This window comes from Giesbergeria sp., assembly GCF_028686475.1.
Lineage (GTDB): Bacteria > Pseudomonadota > Gammaproteobacteria > Burkholderiales > Burkholderiaceae_C > Simplicispira.
Genome location: NZ_JAQUCA010000016.1, coordinates 24629 through 41661 on the forward strand (window position 1 = coordinate 24629; position 17033 = coordinate 41661).

Here is a 17033-nt window from a genome sequence, read left to right on the forward strand (position 1 = left end):
GGGACTTCCCAAGTAGTCAAGTGTCAAGTGCGGTAGGCATTGCTCTTTTTGAAGGCAACTTCCTAGTGCCTGACGTGGACCAAGCTGCTTGAAACGAGGAACAGACTGCTTATCTACAGTCGGGCTTATTGCGCACTTAGTGCGGCCCCAGATACCAACCGCTCAGCAGGTCTCTATTCGTACATCGTGGCATCCATAGACCCACAATTTTTTCCTCGAGCTTACCCACTGCCGGTCTGACCTGTTCAATGCATCTTCGATTTCACGTCTGACAAGGAAAGAGAATTCGTGGTTAGTGAACGTTGCCGTCCTAGCTGCTTAGGTTGGCATCGATATGATTCCAGCTGGTGGGATGCTGACATGGTGCGCGTCGTAGCGTTTGGTTCCGCTCATGACAGCCCACAGAATCCGCGCCTTCTTGTTAGCCAGCGCTACGACGGCTTTGTGCCAGCCACCGCGTTGACGCAATCGTTGCGCCCACTGCGAGATGGGGTCATCATTGTGCTTACCGACCAACACGACAGACTTTGCACCCTGTATCAGCAGGTTTCTCAGGTAATTACTGCCGCGCTTGGTGATGCTACCCAAACTAGTCTTGCCACCACTGGAATTTTGTTTGGGTGTCAGCCCAAGCCAGGCACCGAATTGGGCACCATTCTTGAATTGTTTGAAGTCACCGACCGTGGCTATAACCGCTGATGCAGTGATGGGGCCGACCCCTTTGAGCTCAGCGGCGCGTTGAACCTGTTCATCCTCTTTCTGGTGGGCAGCAATACGTTCGTCGCACCATTGGATATGCACCTCAAGTTCTCGCCAGTGCGCTTGGGCTCTTTGCAATACCAAGCCGGCCATCGCGGCGATGTCGTTGGTGGCAACTTCCAGTACGTCGTTGAGGTGCTGGCGTAGGATGGCGGGTTTCTGGGGAAGAACTACACCGAACTCAGCCAATAGGCCGCGGATGCGGTTGATGCAGGCCGTGCGTTCCTCCTTGAGGGCTTCACGCAAACGATGTACACACAGCATGCCCTGCTGAGCCAGCGTCTTGGATGGCACGAAGTTCATGTGTGGCCTAGAAGCGGCCTCACAGACGGCAGCCGCATCGTTGGCATCGTTCTTTCCGCTTTTACCTTGGATGCGCTAGGGCGCAACGAACTGGGCCGGAAGCATGCGCGCATCCAAACCCCGTTGAAGCAGTTGGCGACACCAGTGGTGGGCACCGCTGCAAGCTTCCATCGCCACGAGGCAACCTGCGGGCAGCTCAGCACACCAGGCTAGGAACCTCTCGCGCTTGAGCGCGCGGTTAGTCACCACTTTGCCAACGGCATCGACTGCATGGACTTGGATGAGGTTCTTGGCCAAATCAACGCCAACTCGGGTAATGTTGTTCATGGGACTTCTCCTTGCGGCTGCAGATTGACTTCCAACGGGCCAATCTTGGCACTACGATGCCGTCTCTGGAAGTGGGAAGTCCCTTCGTATTCGTACGTTAAGCCTCTAGCCTCTCTCACAAACAGTGGTCTACGAGAACGCTATGTAAGAACACTGGCCCAACTCGGAGACTGTGGCACTGAAAGTTCTCGAAAACCATTCTTGGATCAACCGTAGGAGAGCGGCGAGTTTCGAGAACTAGGTCATGCGTTGACTATCGAACGCTGCTCCATGCGCTTCGTCACCAATAGCAACTGCGTGACACCTGCCGAAGCTGGCTTAGCGAATGAAAGGGACTTCCCCGTCCTTGGTACTCCCCCCCTTGCGGCCTACAGTTTGCAGCCAAAAATACCATGACGGAGAGGCTCTACTGTTCATCAACTGACCTGAGAGGTGAAGTCATGGCCATCGTCACCATAGGGATTGATATTGCAAAAAACGTGTTTGCGGTACACGGGGTCAATGAGGCTGGTAAGCCTGCACTGGTTAAACCTTCGGTGGCCCGTGGTAAGTTGCTTGAGTTGATGGCGTTGCACCATTGGTATGGAAGCATGCTCCGGTGCCCACCACTGGGCACGTCTGTTCATGGCCTATGGCCATACTGTTCGCCTGATGGCTCCAAAGTTTGTGGCACCTTACCGGCTGTCGGGCAAGCAAGGTAAAAACGATGCAGCGGACGCAGCAGCCATTTGTGAGGCTGTGCAGCGACCCCACATGCGATTCGTGCCCATCAAGACCGTCGAGCAGCAAGGTCAACTTTGTGTTCACCGGGTACGCCAAGGATTTATCGAACAACGCACCGCCACCATTAACCGCATCCGTGGCTTGCTCGCAGAATTGGGCATCGTGCTGCCACTCAAAGCCTCCACCATCCGACGTGAGGCCATGGCTCACTTGGAAGATTTGCCGGGTTGGGCCAATACGGTCGTTGGCGATTTGCTCAGCCAGGTCAGTCATCTGGACAAGCGTGTGGAGCAATACGACCAGCACATTGCGCAAATTGCCAAAGAGGACAGCAGAAGCCAGCAACTGATGCGCCTGCCAGGTGTTGGCCCAGCCACGGCCACCGCCATACTGGCCATGATTGGCAACGGCCATGAGTTCAAGTGTGGTCGCCAGTTCGCCGCTTGGCTGGGCTTGGTGCCTGGGCAGTACAGTTCCGGTGGCAAGGCACGGCTAGGGCATATCACCAAAGCGGGGGACGCCTACATGCGCTCTTTGCTGGTACTGGGCGCGCGTGCGGTTCTAAACAGGGCCAAAAACAAAAGTGATAGCACCAGCCGCTGGGCCATTGCTCTGGCCGAGCGACGTGGTTATTGGCGTGCGATTGTGGCCATTGCTGCGAAGAACGCCCGCATGGCCTGGGCATCGCTGACGCTTGGGGAGCGCTTTGCTATGCCCGCTTGAATCCATACAGCAACTGAACAAATGAATTGATTTCTACCGCCGCTTGACGGCTTGCAGTGATGAAGCAAGGTTGGACCTGCGCGGGGTGTTCCTGAAAAAAGTACGAAGGTGGTTAGCACCATCCTTGATTAGCGAACGAGGCCCCCGCGTGCGTCTTTCATCAGGGTCCGCAGCAGTTACGCTGCATCAATAACCGTTTGTAGTACAGCCAGTCCGCACCTTGTATTCAAAGTCTCTGCCAGAGCTGCCGGTAGCGTGTGCAACCTCCAAGAACATTCCATGGTGACTTGCTGTGCAGGCCGCCTGCATCAAGTTTTGCTTGACTTCTGGGGAAGCCCTTGTAGTACGATTTCTTCTGGATTCTGCGAAGACCCCTAGTACGATTTTTTTTGTTTCGCGAGTTGACCCCTATGCCGTCAAACGCAAGTTCAGTTGCACTTAATGCTGGCCTGAGGGCGCTGATAGACGCAGTTAATGTTGGCCCAGAAATGCGCTGAATGCAGCGCCTGATGCTAAATGCAAGTCCCTACAAATAGCCGTGCGACTATGCCAGGGCAACCGAGTCTGAGCAGCGCATCCGCCAGGAGTTGGCGAAGCATGGCGATGACAAGCACGATGCTGATGCTCATGTCAGGTGTCCTCCGGGTTCGCGCTGAGAATCCATGGGCGAGCGGCCTCACTGGAGACGCTCCACACCGCGAGACCTGCCGCGCTTTGTGCCCGACCCACGATCATCAGCAGCAGCGCGTTGCTGTTCAGCTGCGAACTGGCGATCAGACGGCGCATGGCATCGTCATCGAACCCCGAAGCACTGGGGTAGTCTTCGGCGTGCGTGTGCCACTCGCCCAAGTACAGCAGCCCCCGCTTGTGTCGGTCTTCGATCGCGCGCTGGGCGGCAGCGGGGTTGGAGCGGTAGCGATACCTGGAGCGCTCGTCACCGGCATACGGGCCGGAGGCCTCGGTCACGCAGACCTGTGCGGCATTGAGCGTGCCGAACAGTTGGCCGCCAGCCTCGGTCGCCCAAAGGGTAGACTGACGGTATCGGCTGACGTGTTGCAAGGCCAATCGGGCAATCGAAAGAACTTGAGAGGTGTCGGCGAGATGCCCGACGATCGAGTGCTTGGGCATCGGCTTTGCAAAAAAACAGATCATGGCCAGACAAACTCACGCACCGTTAACCGGTCGGTGAAGTTTTCTCTCAGTATGCCGCCGTTGGCCCCGACCACTGCAGGATCGCCCATCCACATGCGGCGACACGAGGCAAGCACCTTGTCCAGCAGCGTATCGAGTGCCAGCCCGGCCGCCAGCCCGACCGTCGGGTGCAAATCAATCACGCCATGGGGTTGGAAGCTGTTGCCGCACCCCGCCTCGACGATGAGTGCACCGGATTCATCAGGCCAATCCGTCAGACGGAAGTTCGGCCGTTCCTCGTCGTCAAAGCCTGCCAAGATCGACGCCTGGCCGTATAGCAAGACACCATGCCCCGCAGCAGCGTAAGGCTCCACCCAGGTGCTGAGATGGGCTGGGGGATATGCCAGGCTTCGCCGCCAATGATCCAGCGCAGACTCGCCATCGAAGTCGATGCCCGCCGAGATGATCAGGTCGGCACCGGCCAGCTTCTCGAGATCCTTCGTGGTGAGCGATTCGAAACGGCATCGAAAGGCCTGCTCGAACGTCAGGTGCGGAAATTCGCGTCGCAAGTGCTCCTGCAGCGCGGAAGCCTTGTTGAAACCGACGTGGAACGTGCCCAGCGGATGCCGAGAGATGTTAGCCGTCGTCAAACTGTCCCCGTCGATGAAAATCTGCTCGCCCACACCGGCCTGCGCAAGAAGTCGCGCCACCGCTGCACCGATGGCACCGCAGCCGATTATGGCCACTTTGCGGTTCTTGACCAGCGCATAACTCGAAGGGTGATCTCGACCGTGAACCCATGCGCCGTCAATGCGCGCGACTTTGCAGCGCTCGACAGGCCGCTTCGCATAGGAGGCGATAATTCGCGTCGGCGGTACCTTCGACATGTGCCGGAACCCGCGGATCACATCGCGACGCTCAGCACCTCGCAGTACCACCGCCGCAAACGCGGTGCCAGTTTGGGTGACAACCTCGAACAGAAACGGCGACAGCAGCCCAGGTTCCAGGCACTTGCGCACCATGTCCTTCGGGAGCAACTTGGTGATTTGGTCGCCGGTTTCCGGAAACTCGCGCGGTGTCCAGGGCTGCGGAAGACGGAACAACCAAGTCGGGTAGATCTGCTTGTCACGTGGATTAGCGCCGGTGTTGCGCAACCAACGCTTAAGTGCGTCCTTGTCGTCGGCGATCACATGGCGACTCGACCTGGCATCGAAGAAGTGCGCTACTTCGCGCGTCTCCTGACCCGGGGTGACGAGGCTCCACACCCGTGCTCGGTCAGCACTGTTCGTGGCGCGATGTGACCAGTAGGCCGTGAACTCCCGCTCGAACTCCTCGCGCCGCTTGGGCTCCGAAAAGTTGAGCAGCTCCTGCGCATCACGCAGATGCATCTCCACCCGGTCCGCAATCGGTGCGGAGTTCCTGCTGGATCGCAAGCAGAGCAGCCCGGCCTGTTCGACGTGCGGCCAGCTGTAGTCGCTGCCCGCCGCTGGCGCAAAGATTCGGGGCTGGGAGTTGGGAAAGGCGGCATCAACGGCCAGCACCAAGTGGTCAACCGTTTTCAGTTCCAGCGAGCCAGCGGGGATTTTCACCCGCCAGCCAGCAGTAAATCCCTTTTGGAGCTTAGCCAGTTGGGCCGCAGTCAAACGCTGCCACTGGCCCGGGCGTTGCTGCTCAAGGCCAGCTTCGATCTCACCCGCCATCAGTGCGCGTTCTGCATCGGTCCTCAGCCGAACCTCCCGCCACCATCGTTGCGCCGGGCGGTCGCGACCGACGTGATTGCCATGGCTGAGCCTTGGCCGCCACTACCGTCGCCGTTGTTGTCCGGTTGCTTCGTGAAGAAGTCAGTGTCGAACACGTCGTCCCATGCTTCCCGCGCCTGCTTGCGGGAACAATCGGACTTGTCCAGCACCTCCAGCTTTTTAAGCGCGCCGCTCAGGCAGTCGCGGAAAAAGGTGACCGCTTCGTCACCCGCTTGCGCCAGCTTTTTGGCCAGCACGGGATGGTCGATCTCGACAGATTTCTGCAGCTTCTTGTCGATGGCCTTCCACGTTTCGCGCAACGCTTTATCATCGCGATCGGCGCTGGACTGGAAATGGTCGACGACCAGCTTGGTGATGCTAATCCCGCTGGTGGTCTTGTTCTTCCAACCCACTCGGCGTGCAAACTTCTTGCTCAACTTAGTGACACGCCGCATCTGGCTGCCGTCCGACTCGCCGGTGTTCAATTTGCCCACTAGGCCGTTGAACCAGCAGGTCACCGCCCGAGCATCAGAGCATGCCCACTCATCACCGCTTGCCAGCTCGTAGTGCTCCACCGGATCGTCGTTCTCGTCTTTGGTGGTGACGATGCGGTACACCGGGATGTCGATGTGATAGCCCGCAGCGTAGACCTGCCGGACGCAGTTGCGCTTGACGGTGGCCTCCTGCTTGAGGCGGCCATCCCACACCAGCGCATCACACACACGCTGGCGCGCAGCCTTCGGTGTCAGCGCAACGCCCGCTTCATCCTTGAGATCGTTGGACGCGAAGTAGGCCCCGTCATCGATGTCGTAGTCGTTATCGTCGTCTTGCACCATGGTACGCATCTGGTACGACCCCTGCGACCGGACCTCCTTGGGTTGTGGCTTCTTGGCCTCGTTGAGGCCGTTCTCCAGGCGCGTGCGACCCGCGTCTCGGTGCGTGCGCATCTCACCTTGTTGTTTGTTCGAGAGCGTGACGTTGTCCCGATGGAAGTTCGTCATCTCGCTGTCGCAGTCGATGTCAGTCATTGATGTTCTGCCCTTGGTTGATGGCCGATGGATGAGGTCTGGCGGTGGCCAGGGTGGAGCGAAATTCCTGCATCTCGATGGCCGTCGAGGCGAACGCGAAATCGACGTCCGAGATCGCCTGGCGAGCCAGCGCGTTGAGCACCTTCTTCCGGGCATCGTCCATGTTGGTGAGGTAATCACGCAGCTCGTTGGATGGGCACTGCGCCGGAAGTCGATAGGCAAAGCTGCCATCGTCACGCATCTCGGCCATCTTGCTGGTGAGATAGTCGTATCCGACGGCTTGCGCATTCAGGCTTGCCGAGATGGCCTTGAGCCCGAAGCCCCAGCCCCAGGCGGCACGATGCCGCCACCAGTGGATCTCCTCGCCACCCTGGGAAGGCAACGTGCCAAGCATGAAGAGGTGGATTGGGCGGTTCTCGCCACGATCCTTCAGGATTTCGGTCGCCTCCATCATGCCGATCAGACCAGGGTTGTTCGCCCAGAGGCCGCCGTCGACATAAGTTGCAGACGCACCGGAACCACCTGGCTCCTGCAGACGAGCCATTGAGCGCAGGATAGGCGCCGCGCTGGTGGCCATGCACACATCAACGAGGGTGCGCTTATTATCCCGCCCATTCAGACGCTTCAGGTGGTGAGATTTGAACACGACCGCCGCATGGCGGGCCAGATCGAGCGTCGGCACCGCTAAGGCAATCCTGCGATCGTCGTAGACCGACCCGATGGTGCGGTCGCCCAGCGTGTCGGTCAGTGTCTTGCGCAGCGCCCGGTCTCCGCAGATGGTGCCGATGCCAAACACGCGAACGAGCTTGCCGAGGATGGGCAGCGGGCGAACCCACTGCAGCGGGAAGATCTTCTTCCCCGCCTTGGCATAGAGCTCTTGCATCTGCGTCAGTGGCACGCCAGCCGCAAGCCCGCAGGCCACGATTCCGCCCGTGCTCGTGCCGACGACGAGATCGAAGGCCAATCCAACGTCGAGAGGGCCTTGCAGCTTCAGCTTCTCACTGATGCGCTCTGCAAAGGTAGCCAGGTAGGCGGTTTGGTAAGCGCCGCGCATGCCGCCGCCATCCAGGCATAAAACCCTAAAGGGCTTCGTCTCCTTCACGGTGCTCCTTGCAATTTGTGGTGGTCTGCGCTATGTGGGGAGCGTTGCAATCAGTTTCAAGAGGCACTTCACACGGAACAAGCAATTTTTCAAGATCTTGGCAGCTTCAGGCGTTTACCAAAGCTAATCCCTCGTTAGTAATTCGCAGCGGCTTGCGCCTTCGGCCGGTTCCTTCGTCGGAACTAGATGCTGTACGAAATTAACGGAGAGCCGCTTAATCGATTCATCGCCACAAACCGGTTGGCGCATCGGCACGGCAGGCCCATGTGGCGCGATTGCCTGCCGCGCTAGCGAGTATCGTCGAGGGTGAGTGACGCGGGGACAGGATGAATCATGGCACCACTGTAGACGCACTGCATTCCGCGCAGAATCCCTTGCACGCCAAAGTACCGACACTGACGCTGGCCCCGCTATGGAACCGGTAAAGTGTCGTCATGAATATTAGCCCCACTCATTCAGTCGGCAAGGTAATGGCGCTTTTGCGCGAAGTGTGGGCGGTGGCCCCTCCTGACTTTTCCGGCATCGGCATTGTTCTGTACGTACCTCCTCTAACGCTGCCCACGATTTCTTTGAGGTCCGCCGACAAGCCCGTCGTTCGTCTCCCAATCGCCAGTGATGGTATGGCCAGCTTTCTAGCCTCAATCTCAGGAAAGAGCAGTCCGTGGCACGACGGTTTCCATCTTGTCGACAGTCGCGCGTTTTCACTGACACACATAGCGCAGTTCGTTGCTGCACCGCTAAGCACCAATAGAGTGCAATTGCAATTTGGCGGCGCACGACACATGACCGCTCTACTGGCATCACAAGTGGCAGGCATCACTTGTACGGCAGTTCTGGCTACCGATGGACGCGCAAGCGTTTATGAAGCCGGGTTCTGCGCTTTGGAGGAACTGTTCAGATGAGCAACCTGACGCTGACCAAAGCGGAACTGACTCGTCTCCTGTCTGTGTTCACGTGGATTTCATTCGGAATATTTGCGCTAATAGCGTTCATTCAATTGGAAACACTTCAAAAGGACTATTGGCTTAGTCTGCGCTACATGTCGTATGGAATTGCCGCTGCGTCGGCCGCATTGTTTTTTTTCATTACTTGGGCTTGGAAATGGTCGTGGGTCGCCCGTCTAATGCGGCGCTCTGTAGTGCATGGAGTATGGGCTGGACGCTTACAGTCGGATTTCAAGAAAGAAGGGGGCGGCAGCGTCGACTTGCCTATTGTCTTCGTCATTCGGCAAACCTACCTCACGCTGTCGGTTCGGTCTCTGACCCGGAGTCAGCGTGGCACATCGAGCCTCGAAGCGCTTTCTCGCGACGAAAAAACGCAAGATACGCACTTATCGTATGTATTCAAATTGGACCAGCCATGGGTGCCCGGAGGAAAGTATGGCTCTGGTGCGGGGGAACTGCGGTTAGAAGCCAGCGACACTATCCTTCGCGGCGTGTATTGGACCGATTCGCCAACTCACGGAACTCTTCGATTGAAGCGCGTTAGCCCTGATGTCGAAGGCATATCTTGCTTCGAAGATGCATTGCGGAAGTTCCCGGCATGAACAGCCCCGGGAATTGAGGAGGCACCAACGTCTAAGAAGGGGGTCGCTGTAGAAAACGTACATGAACACCCCCTGTTTGCCAAGGTCTCAATCCATGACAGCAAGTTGGTAAAGATTGCGCCCGTACATTCGGACTTTTGGCGTGGCGATGCCATTGTCCCTGATGGAATTTGCTGGTTGGCACCTCAATCGGAATAAAGCACTCGTACATGAACACCCCCTATTACCGATATTTATGTCGCAAAAAATCGGGAAATTTAGTCTATTTTCATTTACAAATGTAGCCGCATAGAATGTCGCAGATGAAAACGCAAATTATCACGCGATACGACTCCCCACACCAGTTTGAACCGCTGCTGCCATCCGAGGCACTGATGGAGCCATTACTGGAACAAGCCAGCGATTTGACACGTAAGGCTACGGCCTTGAGCATGGCTTCTGGCAATGCGGCCCAGCACGAGTTACGTAAGCTGCTGCGCAGCATGAACTCCTACTACACCAACCGCATCGAGGGCGAACATACACGCCCCAGCGATATCGAACGCGCGTTGCAGCAGGACTTTTCTGCCAACGCCGATTTGGCACGCAAACAGCGGCTGGCGGTGGCCCATATCCAGACCGAGGCACATTGCGAGGCTGAGCTGGATGCCAAACGGGTGGTCTTGGGCGACGAGGTCGCACGCTGGCTGTACTCTGCTGATGCGCTGTCTTGGTTGCACCGGGAACTGTTTAGCGGTTTGCCAGCCGATGACCTTCAGCTTTCCGACGGCAGTGCCATGGTGCCCGGTGCGTTGCGTCGGCGTGGCGTGGCCGTGGGTCGGCACGAGGCCCCGGCCTGGGAGGCCTTGCCCGACTTTATGCAGCGTTGGCAAACGGTGTACGCCAGCACGCGGCGCGGAGAAGCGGCCTTGGTGGCCCTGATGGCCTCGCACCACCGTCTGGCATGGATGCACCCGTTCCTCGATGGTAACGGGCGCGTGGCGCGGCTCCACACCCATTTGTTGCTGCACAGCTGGGGGCTGACCGATGGTCTGTGGTCGCCCTTGCGGGGCTTTGCCAGAACGGAGTCGCGCTATAAGTCCCTGCTGCAAGCGGCCGACGAACACCGGCGCGGTGACCTAGACGGGCGAGGCAACCTGACGCAAGCCGGTTTGGTGGAGTGGATTCGTTACACCTTGGAGGTGTGCATCGACCAAGTGGATTTCATGGGCAAACTGCTCAACGTTCAAGGGATGCGCGACCGCATCCAGGCTGCACTGACTTTTGAGGCCGCTGTGGTGAAGTCGGGCGTGCGCACCGAGGCACTGATGCCGTTGCACTATCTGTTTGCCACCCAAGGCGAGCTGGGACGTGCCGACTTCAAAGCCATGACCGGTCTGGGCGACCGCCTAGCCACATCCCTGGTATCTGCCCTGCTGCAACGCGGATTCGTGACCGCAGACTCGCCCTACGGCAGTTTGCGTTTTGCCATCCCTCGTCATGCACTGCGCTTTTACTTTCCGGTGCTGTGGCCCGAGGCCGAGCAGGATCAGGCACTTTTGGACGGTGAGGTAGGGACGATGGCCGTACGACATCGTAAGCGATCCTAGTAAGGACAAGTGGCAACCGGCTTACCGTACGTGCAACAAAGCTGTGTAGACGTGGTAAACGCGCATGAAGGATGATTCTATACCACTTAGTGATATAGTTAAATATGACAAGAAAGCGCGCTTTCAAAACTAGGCACTTTCCCAAGTTCGCCTCGAATGCAGGCTTGACGGATACCATCCTTTGTGATGCCACAGTCAGAGAGATGGAGCAAGGGGTGATTCACGCTGACCTAGGCGGAGGTGTGGTGAAGGGGTCGTCTCAGAATTCTTACATGAACACCCCCTGTTTGCCAAGGTGTCAATTCATGACAGCAAGTTGGTAAAGATTGCATCCGTACATTCGAACTTTTGGTGTGGCGATGCCACTGTCCCTGATGGGATTTACTGGTTGGCACCTCAATCGGAATAAAGCACTCGAGGTGCATCGAATTCTGCGGGCTTTGCCAACCACGGTCTGACCTGTCTTGCCATCACTTCATGATCGCCTGAGCAATCGGTGGTTCACTCTTTACTGTTCGACTTGTCTTTGCTGTTGATGTAAATAGCCGTCGGCTTATCCAGCGATACTTTGATAGTCCGTCCTGTACTCGCGGTCGTGCATTAGCAGCGCCCAGACCGTCCTTGCATTTTTGTTGGCTAGCGCCACCGCTGCGATGTTTTTGTTGCGCCGTGCCACCACTTTGTTGACCCAACTGCAGTCGTCAGCGCGCTGGCCCGCGTGATGAATGACGATGCGTGCGCCGTGAATCCGGAGCGTTCGCAAGTAGGTGTCGCCGCGCTTGCTGATGCCCAGCAGATTTTGCTTGCCGCCGCTGGAATGCTGCCGGGGTACCAGACCCAGCCAAGCGGCCACCTGCCGACCACTATCGAAGTTTCTTGCATCCCCCAGAGAGGCAATCAAGGCGCTGGCTGTCAGAGGGCTGATGCCGGGGATTTTTTCCAGCTTTTTGCTTTGGGGATTCTGGCGGTGCCAAGCAACAATTTGCCCTTCCAGTTCATCGACCTGTTTGTCCAGCACCTTGAGATGCTCGAGCAGGCGCTGCACCAGCAGACGGAACATGCCAGGCAACTGATTGCTAGCATCCTCAATGAGGCTGGGAACGTGGGGTAGAACAAGCAGTCGCGTCACCAGCCGCCACTTGGGTGTCGGAAAAGGTCTTGCACTGAATTTCCGTCTATCGAAGCAATCCGACACGGTTTGTCGTGCATGTTTTTGCCCTGTGTTGTGAGTGTTTGAGGCCCTATGCGAAGCTGGTCGCCAAACACCTGTTTGGCGACACCCTACCTGAAAACATAAGCCCGTTCATTGGTGCTGCTACTACCCATCAAGGCAGATGGCGGCTGGTGACACGACTGTTGGTTCTACCCCTATCGGGCAAGCTTGGCGCAGGCACTGGAGCCCAATAACACCTTTCTCTGACTACACGCCCGAAATTCGCAAGGTCATTTACACGACCAATGCCATCGAGTCAGTGAACATGAGCCTGCGCAAGCTGACAAGAACCGTGGTTCGTTCCCCAGTGATGAGGCACTGTCCAAGATGTTCTATCTGGCCCTGCGGAACATCAGCCAGAAGTGGACTATGCCGATTCGGGACTGGAAAGCTGCGCTGACCCGATTGACCATTCAGTTCGGAGAGTGCATCTGCGTTAACTGAAGTCCGACCCGTTTACACAGAAATTCGGACACGCCCCCACTTAGGCTGGAGGATGCAATGTGGGTAAGGACAAGCCATCAGTGGAGTGATTGGAGGACAGCGCGGTTCAGCAGACCCTGATCGGCCACGATTGTCTGGCCAGTCATGATCTTGTTTTGCTTAGAAGCCAAAAATCCATAAATCGGGCCGTGGTCTTCGGGGGTCGGTAGTTCTTGCAATAGACTCAATGAGCGAAACATGGACAAAAAGGCATCCTTAGGGATGTCAGATTGCTTCTGGCCATCCAATCCCAACGATTTTGGCCCCTGAAGTTGGCTATTGGCAATCCCTGCAGGGGCTACACCGTTCACCCGAACATGGGGTGAAAACTCAAACGCTAGTTGATTTACCAAGCTACGTATGGCGCCCTTACTGGCGGTGTATGCGGCTCCCCCCCCATCTGCGGCATAGGCTGCTGTGGATAGCGTGAGCACGATGGCCCCGTAGCTAGCTTGGAGCAAATCGCCAAAAATACGGGCTGATAACATATACCCTTTGACATTAACGTGGAAGACCTCGTCAAAGAGTGAGTCCAGCCGCTCTGGAGGCATTTGCATCAATGGTACATTGCCATCAAAAATGCCTTGGGCACCAATCAGGGCATTGAGACGGCCATGCCGCTGCAAAATCGCTTCCCTGCATGCTTTCAGGTCTGTCAAACGTGTGACATCGCACTGCAATACCAATGTTTCTGGGCCAAATTCCTGTTGCAACTGTGCTACCTTGCTGGCCGAAATATCAGCAATGACTACTTGGGCGCCTTCGGCTTGGCAGTAGCGGGCAATGCCAAGCCCTAAGCCAGAGCCGCCCCCCGTTATCAGCACCACGTCATCTTTTAAGAGTTGCATTTTTCTATTCAATCATTCAAAGGTCTAACACTAGTCGATCTGACAAACTGCCAGAACAACACACCAGCATGGTTTTTCCACAGCTCTTTTCACGTGGTGTCAAGAAAGAATCTCGGTGGTCTGGCGTGCCTTCCAATACCGTGGTTTGGCATGCACCACAAACCCCTTCTTGGCAGGCGTGCGACATGGCAACGCCATGGGCCAGCAGCACATCCAATATGGTTTTACCAGGTTGAATCTGAAAACTGCGCTGGGAACGGGCCAGCATGACCTCATAGCCGCCGGCCACGGCGGCTTCTTGCTGGGCGGAAAAATACTCAACGTGTACTGTGTCGGGCTTGCGTGTAGCGGTAGCCTGCTCAAATGCTTGCAGCATGGCACTAGGGCCACAGCAGTAAACATGGGCTGCGGCAGGCACAGCGGCCAGGATGGTTTTTAGATCGGGTACCCCCCCGGCTTCGTCCATAAAATGGAGTTGTACCCGACCAGGATGCTTAGCCTCTAAAGCCATAATTTGTGAAAGGTAGGCACATTTTTGGCGGTTACGGGCGCTGTAAAACAGCTTCCACGGTTTGTCCAGAGCTTCTAGGCGCTGGATCATGCAATACAGCGGTGTGATACCAATGCCACCGCCGACGAGCATCACCAGCGGTGCATCTTCTACCAAGGCGAAATGATTTTTGGGTACAGAAACCTCTAGGCTCTGGCCTGAGCGCAGTTGCTCATGAATGTATTGGGAACCGCCACGGCTGGCTGGGTCTTTGTTGACCGCAACTACATAGCGGTGCGTTTCTGCTGGATCATTGACTAATGAGTAACTGCGCGTCAGCCCATTGCCGAGTTTGAGGTCAATATGAGCACCGGCGCTGAATGGTGGCAAAGCCTCGTTGCGGGGTGATACCAGTTCTAGTGACACGATGTCTTGTGCTTCTGTGGTGATAGAGCGCAGGGTCAGTTCCATGTTTTTTATCTCCTCGTTCCCCGCTTGCGGGTTGGTTTTTCGCTGCTGGGATGCTTGCAAAGCAGGGGGTCGTCGGGTTGTAATGATTAGATAGGTTCCATTAGCAGCGCCAAAGTGCGCTCGACCACTGCAGTCATGGTTTCAATAGAGGCATGGGCTTGCTCTAAGCGCCCCAACTCCATTGAGCTGCCAACGATCAAGCGGCAACGGGGTTCACGCCGGGCCATATAGGCGGGCAGCAGGGTGGCTACATCAAACTGGGCTTTGACTAGCTCATCAGCTAGCACAATGCCATCCTCCATTGCCATGCCTGCACCGGAAGCCAATTGCGGTGTTGTAGGGTGGGCTGCATCGCCTACTAACAACACCCGACCACGGTACCAAGGTGCGGGCAGAATAAAACCCTCAAGGGGGCGGAAGTTGATGTAATCATCGTCTTTGATGTTGTCGCGGATTTGGCCCACAATGCCGCCGTAGTCCTTGAGCAATGCGCGTAGCGGCGCTGCCAGTGCGTTGGCCTCGCGCCAGATTTTGGGTGATTTTTCTAGCAAGAACAGGTACATCTCGTTGTCGGAAGTTGGCGTAATGCCAACTTTGTGCGGGCCACCGAGAAAATAGGTACGGCGGTCAATTTCTTTTGGGCGTGGTACTGTCACGCGCCAAGCGTACTGGCCGGTATATTCTGGAGCGGGTGCATCCGGAATGATGAGTTTGCGTACCTTGGAGTTGACACCGTCTGAGCCGACCACCAAATCGTAAATGCCGGTGCTGCCATCGCTGAACGTGACTTCAATGGCATCGGCCAGTTCTTTGAAAGCATCTACCGTCAGGCCTAAGCGCATCTGGATGCCTGCGTTCACCATTTTTTGGTGCAGTACGGCGTGCAGGGCTGGGCGTACCATGCCACCACTGCCAGGCACACCCGCATCGGCGGGCATGGGGGTGTCCAGCAGCTTGAGGGTGTTGCCCTGGGTATCGCACACACGGATCCCTTCGCCGGTGTACGCTTGGGCCATCACTTCATCGAGCACACCCAGCTCACGCAAAGCGCGTAGCGATGGGCCAGTCAGAGTGATACCAGCACCCAGTGCGCCCCAATGGGGATCGATGTCAATAAAGTCTACGGCCACGCCGACGCGCTGGAGCATGATGGCAGTAGAAAGCCCACCGACACCGCCACCAACGATCAGGGTTTTAGATTTTTTCATAGTGTTGTCTCCTGTTTTACGTAGTAAATCTTTGCGCTAAAGGGTGCTTTAGCCTGCGGTGGTGGAACCATCTTGTAAAAAGTCGCGCACCAGCCGGCTAAAGGCTGCTGCATGTTCGATCTGTGTCCAATGGCCGCAACGGCCAAAAATATGCAATTGGCTGTTGTCGATCCAGTCCAGCAGCGTCATGGAGGTCGACAACGGAATTACTTGATCGTCGCGGCCATGCACTAGGAGCGTGGGGTGAGTGATGGCGCGTACCTCGGCTTCGGGGTGGGACATGGCATCGACCCAGCGCTGGCGCGGTGGCGGGAACATGCTGGCATAGGCTTGCTGTATTCCGGGGCGGATGCTGGCCTCGTAGCGCATCTGGGCTAGCCCATCGCCTACCAGCGATTGGTCGTAGGCGAAGGTGCGCATGATGGCCTTCATGTTTTCTAGCGAAGGCTCGTAGCCCCAGACAGCATCCAGACCGGCGGTAATTTCAAATGGCACGCCCACACTACCCATCAGCACCAGTTTGTTGACCCGATCCGGATGAGAAATGGCCAGTGCTAGCGCCATTGAGCCACCAAACGAATTGCCAATCACATGGGTCTTGTCTACGCCAACAGCATCCATGAAGCGTACGATCTGATCGAGCCAATGCTGGCGCGAATGTACCGTGCCTGGTGGTGCCGGGGTATAGCCAAATCCGGCCAGATCGGGTGCCAACAAGCGAAAGTTGGTGTGCAAACTTTGCAAGGCAAGTCGCCAGTTGGCCCAAGCACTGACACCGGGGCCAGAGCCGTGGAGCATCAGTACTGGGTCACCTTGGCCCAGATCATGGTAATTGGTCAGGAAGTCACCGGTGGCAATGGTTTTGCCAATTTCGGGGTTACTCATAAGAGGGGTCTCCGGATTCTCAGTTCTGGGAACCGTGGCGACGCCATACCAGCAGGGCTGTGCGCGCTTGGGGGGTGTTGTCTTCCAACCGTGCTGACAGAGCCAGTGTGCCGTCAGGGCGTACTTCGAGGCGGCGCTTTTGTGTGCCACCAATCCAGTTGGGAAACAGGCTCATCTCGACGTTGTGTGTGAGCACATCGCCATCCACCGTGTAGCGGCCTGCATAGCTGAGCATGGTGTTGTAAGCGCCGGCTTTTTCTTCGTCTGGGGCGTTCCACTGGCCACCCTTTTGAAACGGTTGGCGCGGCACACGGCAGATCATGCAGACCATATCGCCATCGGGCAGATAACGGATAAAGCCTTCGAGCTGCGTACCCATCGGTAATTCGCAGCGGCCATCGTCATAGCGCTGTTCCCAGGACACGATGTCCCAGCGCCCGACCAGATTGATTTCATGGGACATTT

The 17033-nt window shown here is 56.9% G+C and carries 13 protein-coding genes and 4 pseudogenes; 6 read left to right on the top strand and 11 right to left on the bottom strand.

What is annotated here, in order from left to right:
* Positions 1-318: 318 nt before the first annotated feature.
* Positions 319-1389 (bottom strand): annotated as a pseudogene (locus PHX60_RS11060) (IS110 family transposase).
* A gap of 440 nt (positions 1390-1829) precedes the next feature.
* Here PHX60_RS11060 and PHX60_RS11065 point away from each other — a divergent pair.
* Positions 1830-2835, top strand: a pseudogene (locus tag PHX60_RS11065) (IS110 family transposase).
* Between the two features lie 630 nt (positions 2836-3465).
* Here PHX60_RS11065 and PHX60_RS11070 read toward each other — a convergent pair.
* Genes PHX60_RS11070 through PHX60_RS11085 form a run of 4 tightly spaced genes read right to left on the bottom strand, consistent with a single transcriptional unit; the run spans position 3466 to position 7835 of the window.
* A complete protein-coding gene (locus PHX60_RS11070; protein ID WP_300077402.1) occupies positions 3466-3963 on the bottom strand; it encodes a Mov34/MPN/PAD-1 family protein in 498 nt (165 codons plus the stop codon).
* Positions 3964-3983: 20 nt separating this feature from the next.
* Positions 3984-5666, bottom strand: coding sequence for a ThiF family adenylyltransferase (locus PHX60_RS11075; protein ID WP_300077405.1), 1683 nt, complete (start codon positions 5664-5666; stop codon positions 3984-3986).
* Between the two features lie 23 nt (positions 5667-5689).
* Positions 5690-6733, bottom strand: coding sequence for a cyclic GMP-AMP synthase DncV-like nucleotidyltransferase (locus PHX60_RS11080; protein WP_300077408.1), 1044 nt, complete (start codon positions 6731-6733; stop codon positions 5690-5692).
* Positions 6726-7835, bottom strand: a complete 1110-nt coding sequence (locus PHX60_RS11085) for a patatin-like phospholipase family protein (protein ID WP_300077411.1) — start codon at positions 7833-7835, stop codon at positions 6726-6728. The genes PHX60_RS11080 and PHX60_RS11085 overlap by 8 nt, the downstream gene beginning before the upstream one ends.
* A gap of 434 nt (positions 7836-8269) precedes the next feature.
* Here PHX60_RS11085 and PHX60_RS11090 point away from each other — a divergent pair, with 434 nt between their 5' ends.
* The 4 genes from PHX60_RS11090 to PHX60_RS11105 all read left to right on the top strand — a co-directional run bounded on the left by PHX60_RS11090 (position 8270) and on the right by PHX60_RS11105 (position 11293).
* Complete coding sequence (locus PHX60_RS11090; protein WP_300077414.1) at positions 8270-8737, top strand: hypothetical protein; 468 nt, start codon at positions 8270-8272, stop codon at positions 8735-8737.
* Positions 8734-9381, top strand: a complete 648-nt coding sequence (locus tag PHX60_RS11095) for a hypothetical protein (protein ID WP_300077417.1) — start codon at positions 8734-8736, stop codon at positions 9379-9381. Before PHX60_RS11090 ends, PHX60_RS11095 begins: the two co-directional genes overlap by 4 nt.
* A 302-nt stretch (positions 9382-9683) precedes the next feature.
* Positions 9684-10970: a Fic family protein gene (locus tag PHX60_RS11100; RefSeq protein ID WP_300077420.1), complete on the top strand. Its 1287-nt coding sequence runs from the start codon at positions 9684-9686 to the stop codon at positions 10968-10970.
* A 104-nt stretch (positions 10971-11074) separates the two neighbouring features.
* Positions 11075-11293 carry a type II toxin-antitoxin system RelE/ParE family toxin gene (locus PHX60_RS11105; RefSeq protein WP_300077423.1) on the top strand — a complete coding sequence of 73 codons (219 nt, stop codon included), beginning with the start codon at positions 11075-11077 and terminating at the stop codon, positions 11291-11293.
* Between the two features lie 230 nt (positions 11294-11523).
* Here PHX60_RS11105 and PHX60_RS11110 read toward each other — a convergent pair.
* A pseudogene (locus PHX60_RS11110) lies at positions 11524-12072 on the bottom strand (IS110 family transposase); the annotation flags it as partial.
* Between the two features lie 265 nt (positions 12073-12337).
* On the opposite strand from PHX60_RS11110, the pseudogene PHX60_RS11115 reads away from it, so the two are divergent.
* Positions 12338-12627 (top strand): annotated as a pseudogene (locus PHX60_RS11115) (transposase); the annotation flags it as partial.
* Between the two features lie 77 nt (positions 12628-12704).
* Here the strand turns inward: PHX60_RS11115 and PHX60_RS11120 are convergent.
* The 5 genes from PHX60_RS11120 to PHX60_RS11140 form a co-directional block, all read right to left on the bottom strand.
* On the bottom strand, positions 12705-13526 hold the full coding sequence (locus PHX60_RS11120) for an SDR family oxidoreductase (protein ID WP_300077426.1): 822 nt from the start codon (positions 13524-13526) through the stop codon (positions 12705-12707).
* 4 nt (positions 13527-13530) lie between these two features.
* A complete protein-coding gene (locus PHX60_RS11125; RefSeq protein ID WP_300077429.1) occupies positions 13531-14475 on the bottom strand; it encodes a PDR/VanB family oxidoreductase in 945 nt (314 codons plus the stop codon).
* 86 nt (positions 14476-14561) lie between these two features.
* Positions 14562-15683 (bottom strand): FAD-dependent monooxygenase, encoded by a 1122-nt coding sequence (locus PHX60_RS11130; RefSeq protein WP_300077432.1) that lies wholly within the window; start codon positions 15681-15683, stop codon positions 14562-14564.
* A gap of 48 nt (positions 15684-15731) precedes the next feature.
* Complete coding sequence (locus tag PHX60_RS11135) at positions 15732-16568, bottom strand: alpha/beta hydrolase (protein ID WP_300077436.1); 837 nt, start codon at positions 16566-16568, stop codon at positions 15732-15734.
* 19 nt (positions 16569-16587) lie between these two features.
* Complete coding sequence (locus PHX60_RS11140) at positions 16588-17031, bottom strand: lipocalin-like domain-containing protein (protein ID WP_300077439.1); 444 nt, start codon at positions 17029-17031, stop codon at positions 16588-16590.
* Positions 17032-17033: the final 2 nt, after the last annotated feature.

Bases quoted from the DNA above. Each gene is read 5' to 3' on its own strand.
- PHX60_RS11070 (WP_300077402.1), bottom strand. From the start codon at position 3,963: ATGCCCAAGCACTCGATCGTCGGGCATCTCGCCGACACCTCTCAAGTT.
- PHX60_RS11075 (WP_300077405.1), bottom strand. From the start codon at position 5,666: ATGGCGGGTGAGATCGAAGCTGGCCTTGAGCAGCAACGCCCGGGCCAG.
- PHX60_RS11080 (WP_300077408.1), bottom strand. From the start codon at position 6,733: ATGACTGACATCGACTGCGACAGCGAGATGACGAACTTCCATCGGGAC.
- PHX60_RS11090 (WP_300077414.1), top strand. From the start codon at position 8,270: ATGAATATTAGCCCCACTCATTCAGTCGGCAAGGTAATGGCGCTTTTG.
- PHX60_RS11095 (WP_300077417.1), top strand. From the start codon at position 8,734: ATGAGCAACCTGACGCTGACCAAAGCGGAACTGACTCGTCTCCTGTCT.
- PHX60_RS11100 (WP_300077420.1), top strand. From the start codon at position 9,684: ATGAAAACGCAAATTATCACGCGATACGACTCCCCACACCAGTTTGAA.
- PHX60_RS11105 (WP_300077423.1), top strand. From the start codon at position 11,075: ATGACAAGAAAGCGCGCTTTCAAAACTAGGCACTTTCCCAAGTTCGCC.
- PHX60_RS11125 (WP_300077429.1), bottom strand. From the start codon at position 14,475: ATGGAACTGACCCTGCGCTCTATCACCACAGAAGCACAAGACATCGTG.
- PHX60_RS11130 (WP_300077432.1), bottom strand. From the start codon at position 15,683: ATGAAAAAATCTAAAACCCTGATCGTTGGTGGCGGTGTCGGTGGGCTT.
- PHX60_RS11135 (WP_300077436.1), bottom strand. From the start codon at position 16,568: ATGAGTAACCCCGAAATTGGCAAAACCATTGCCACCGGTGACTTCCTG.
- PHX60_RS11140 (WP_300077439.1), bottom strand. From the start codon at position 17,031: ATGTCCCATGAAATCAATCTGGTCGGGCGCTGGGACATCGTGTCCTGG.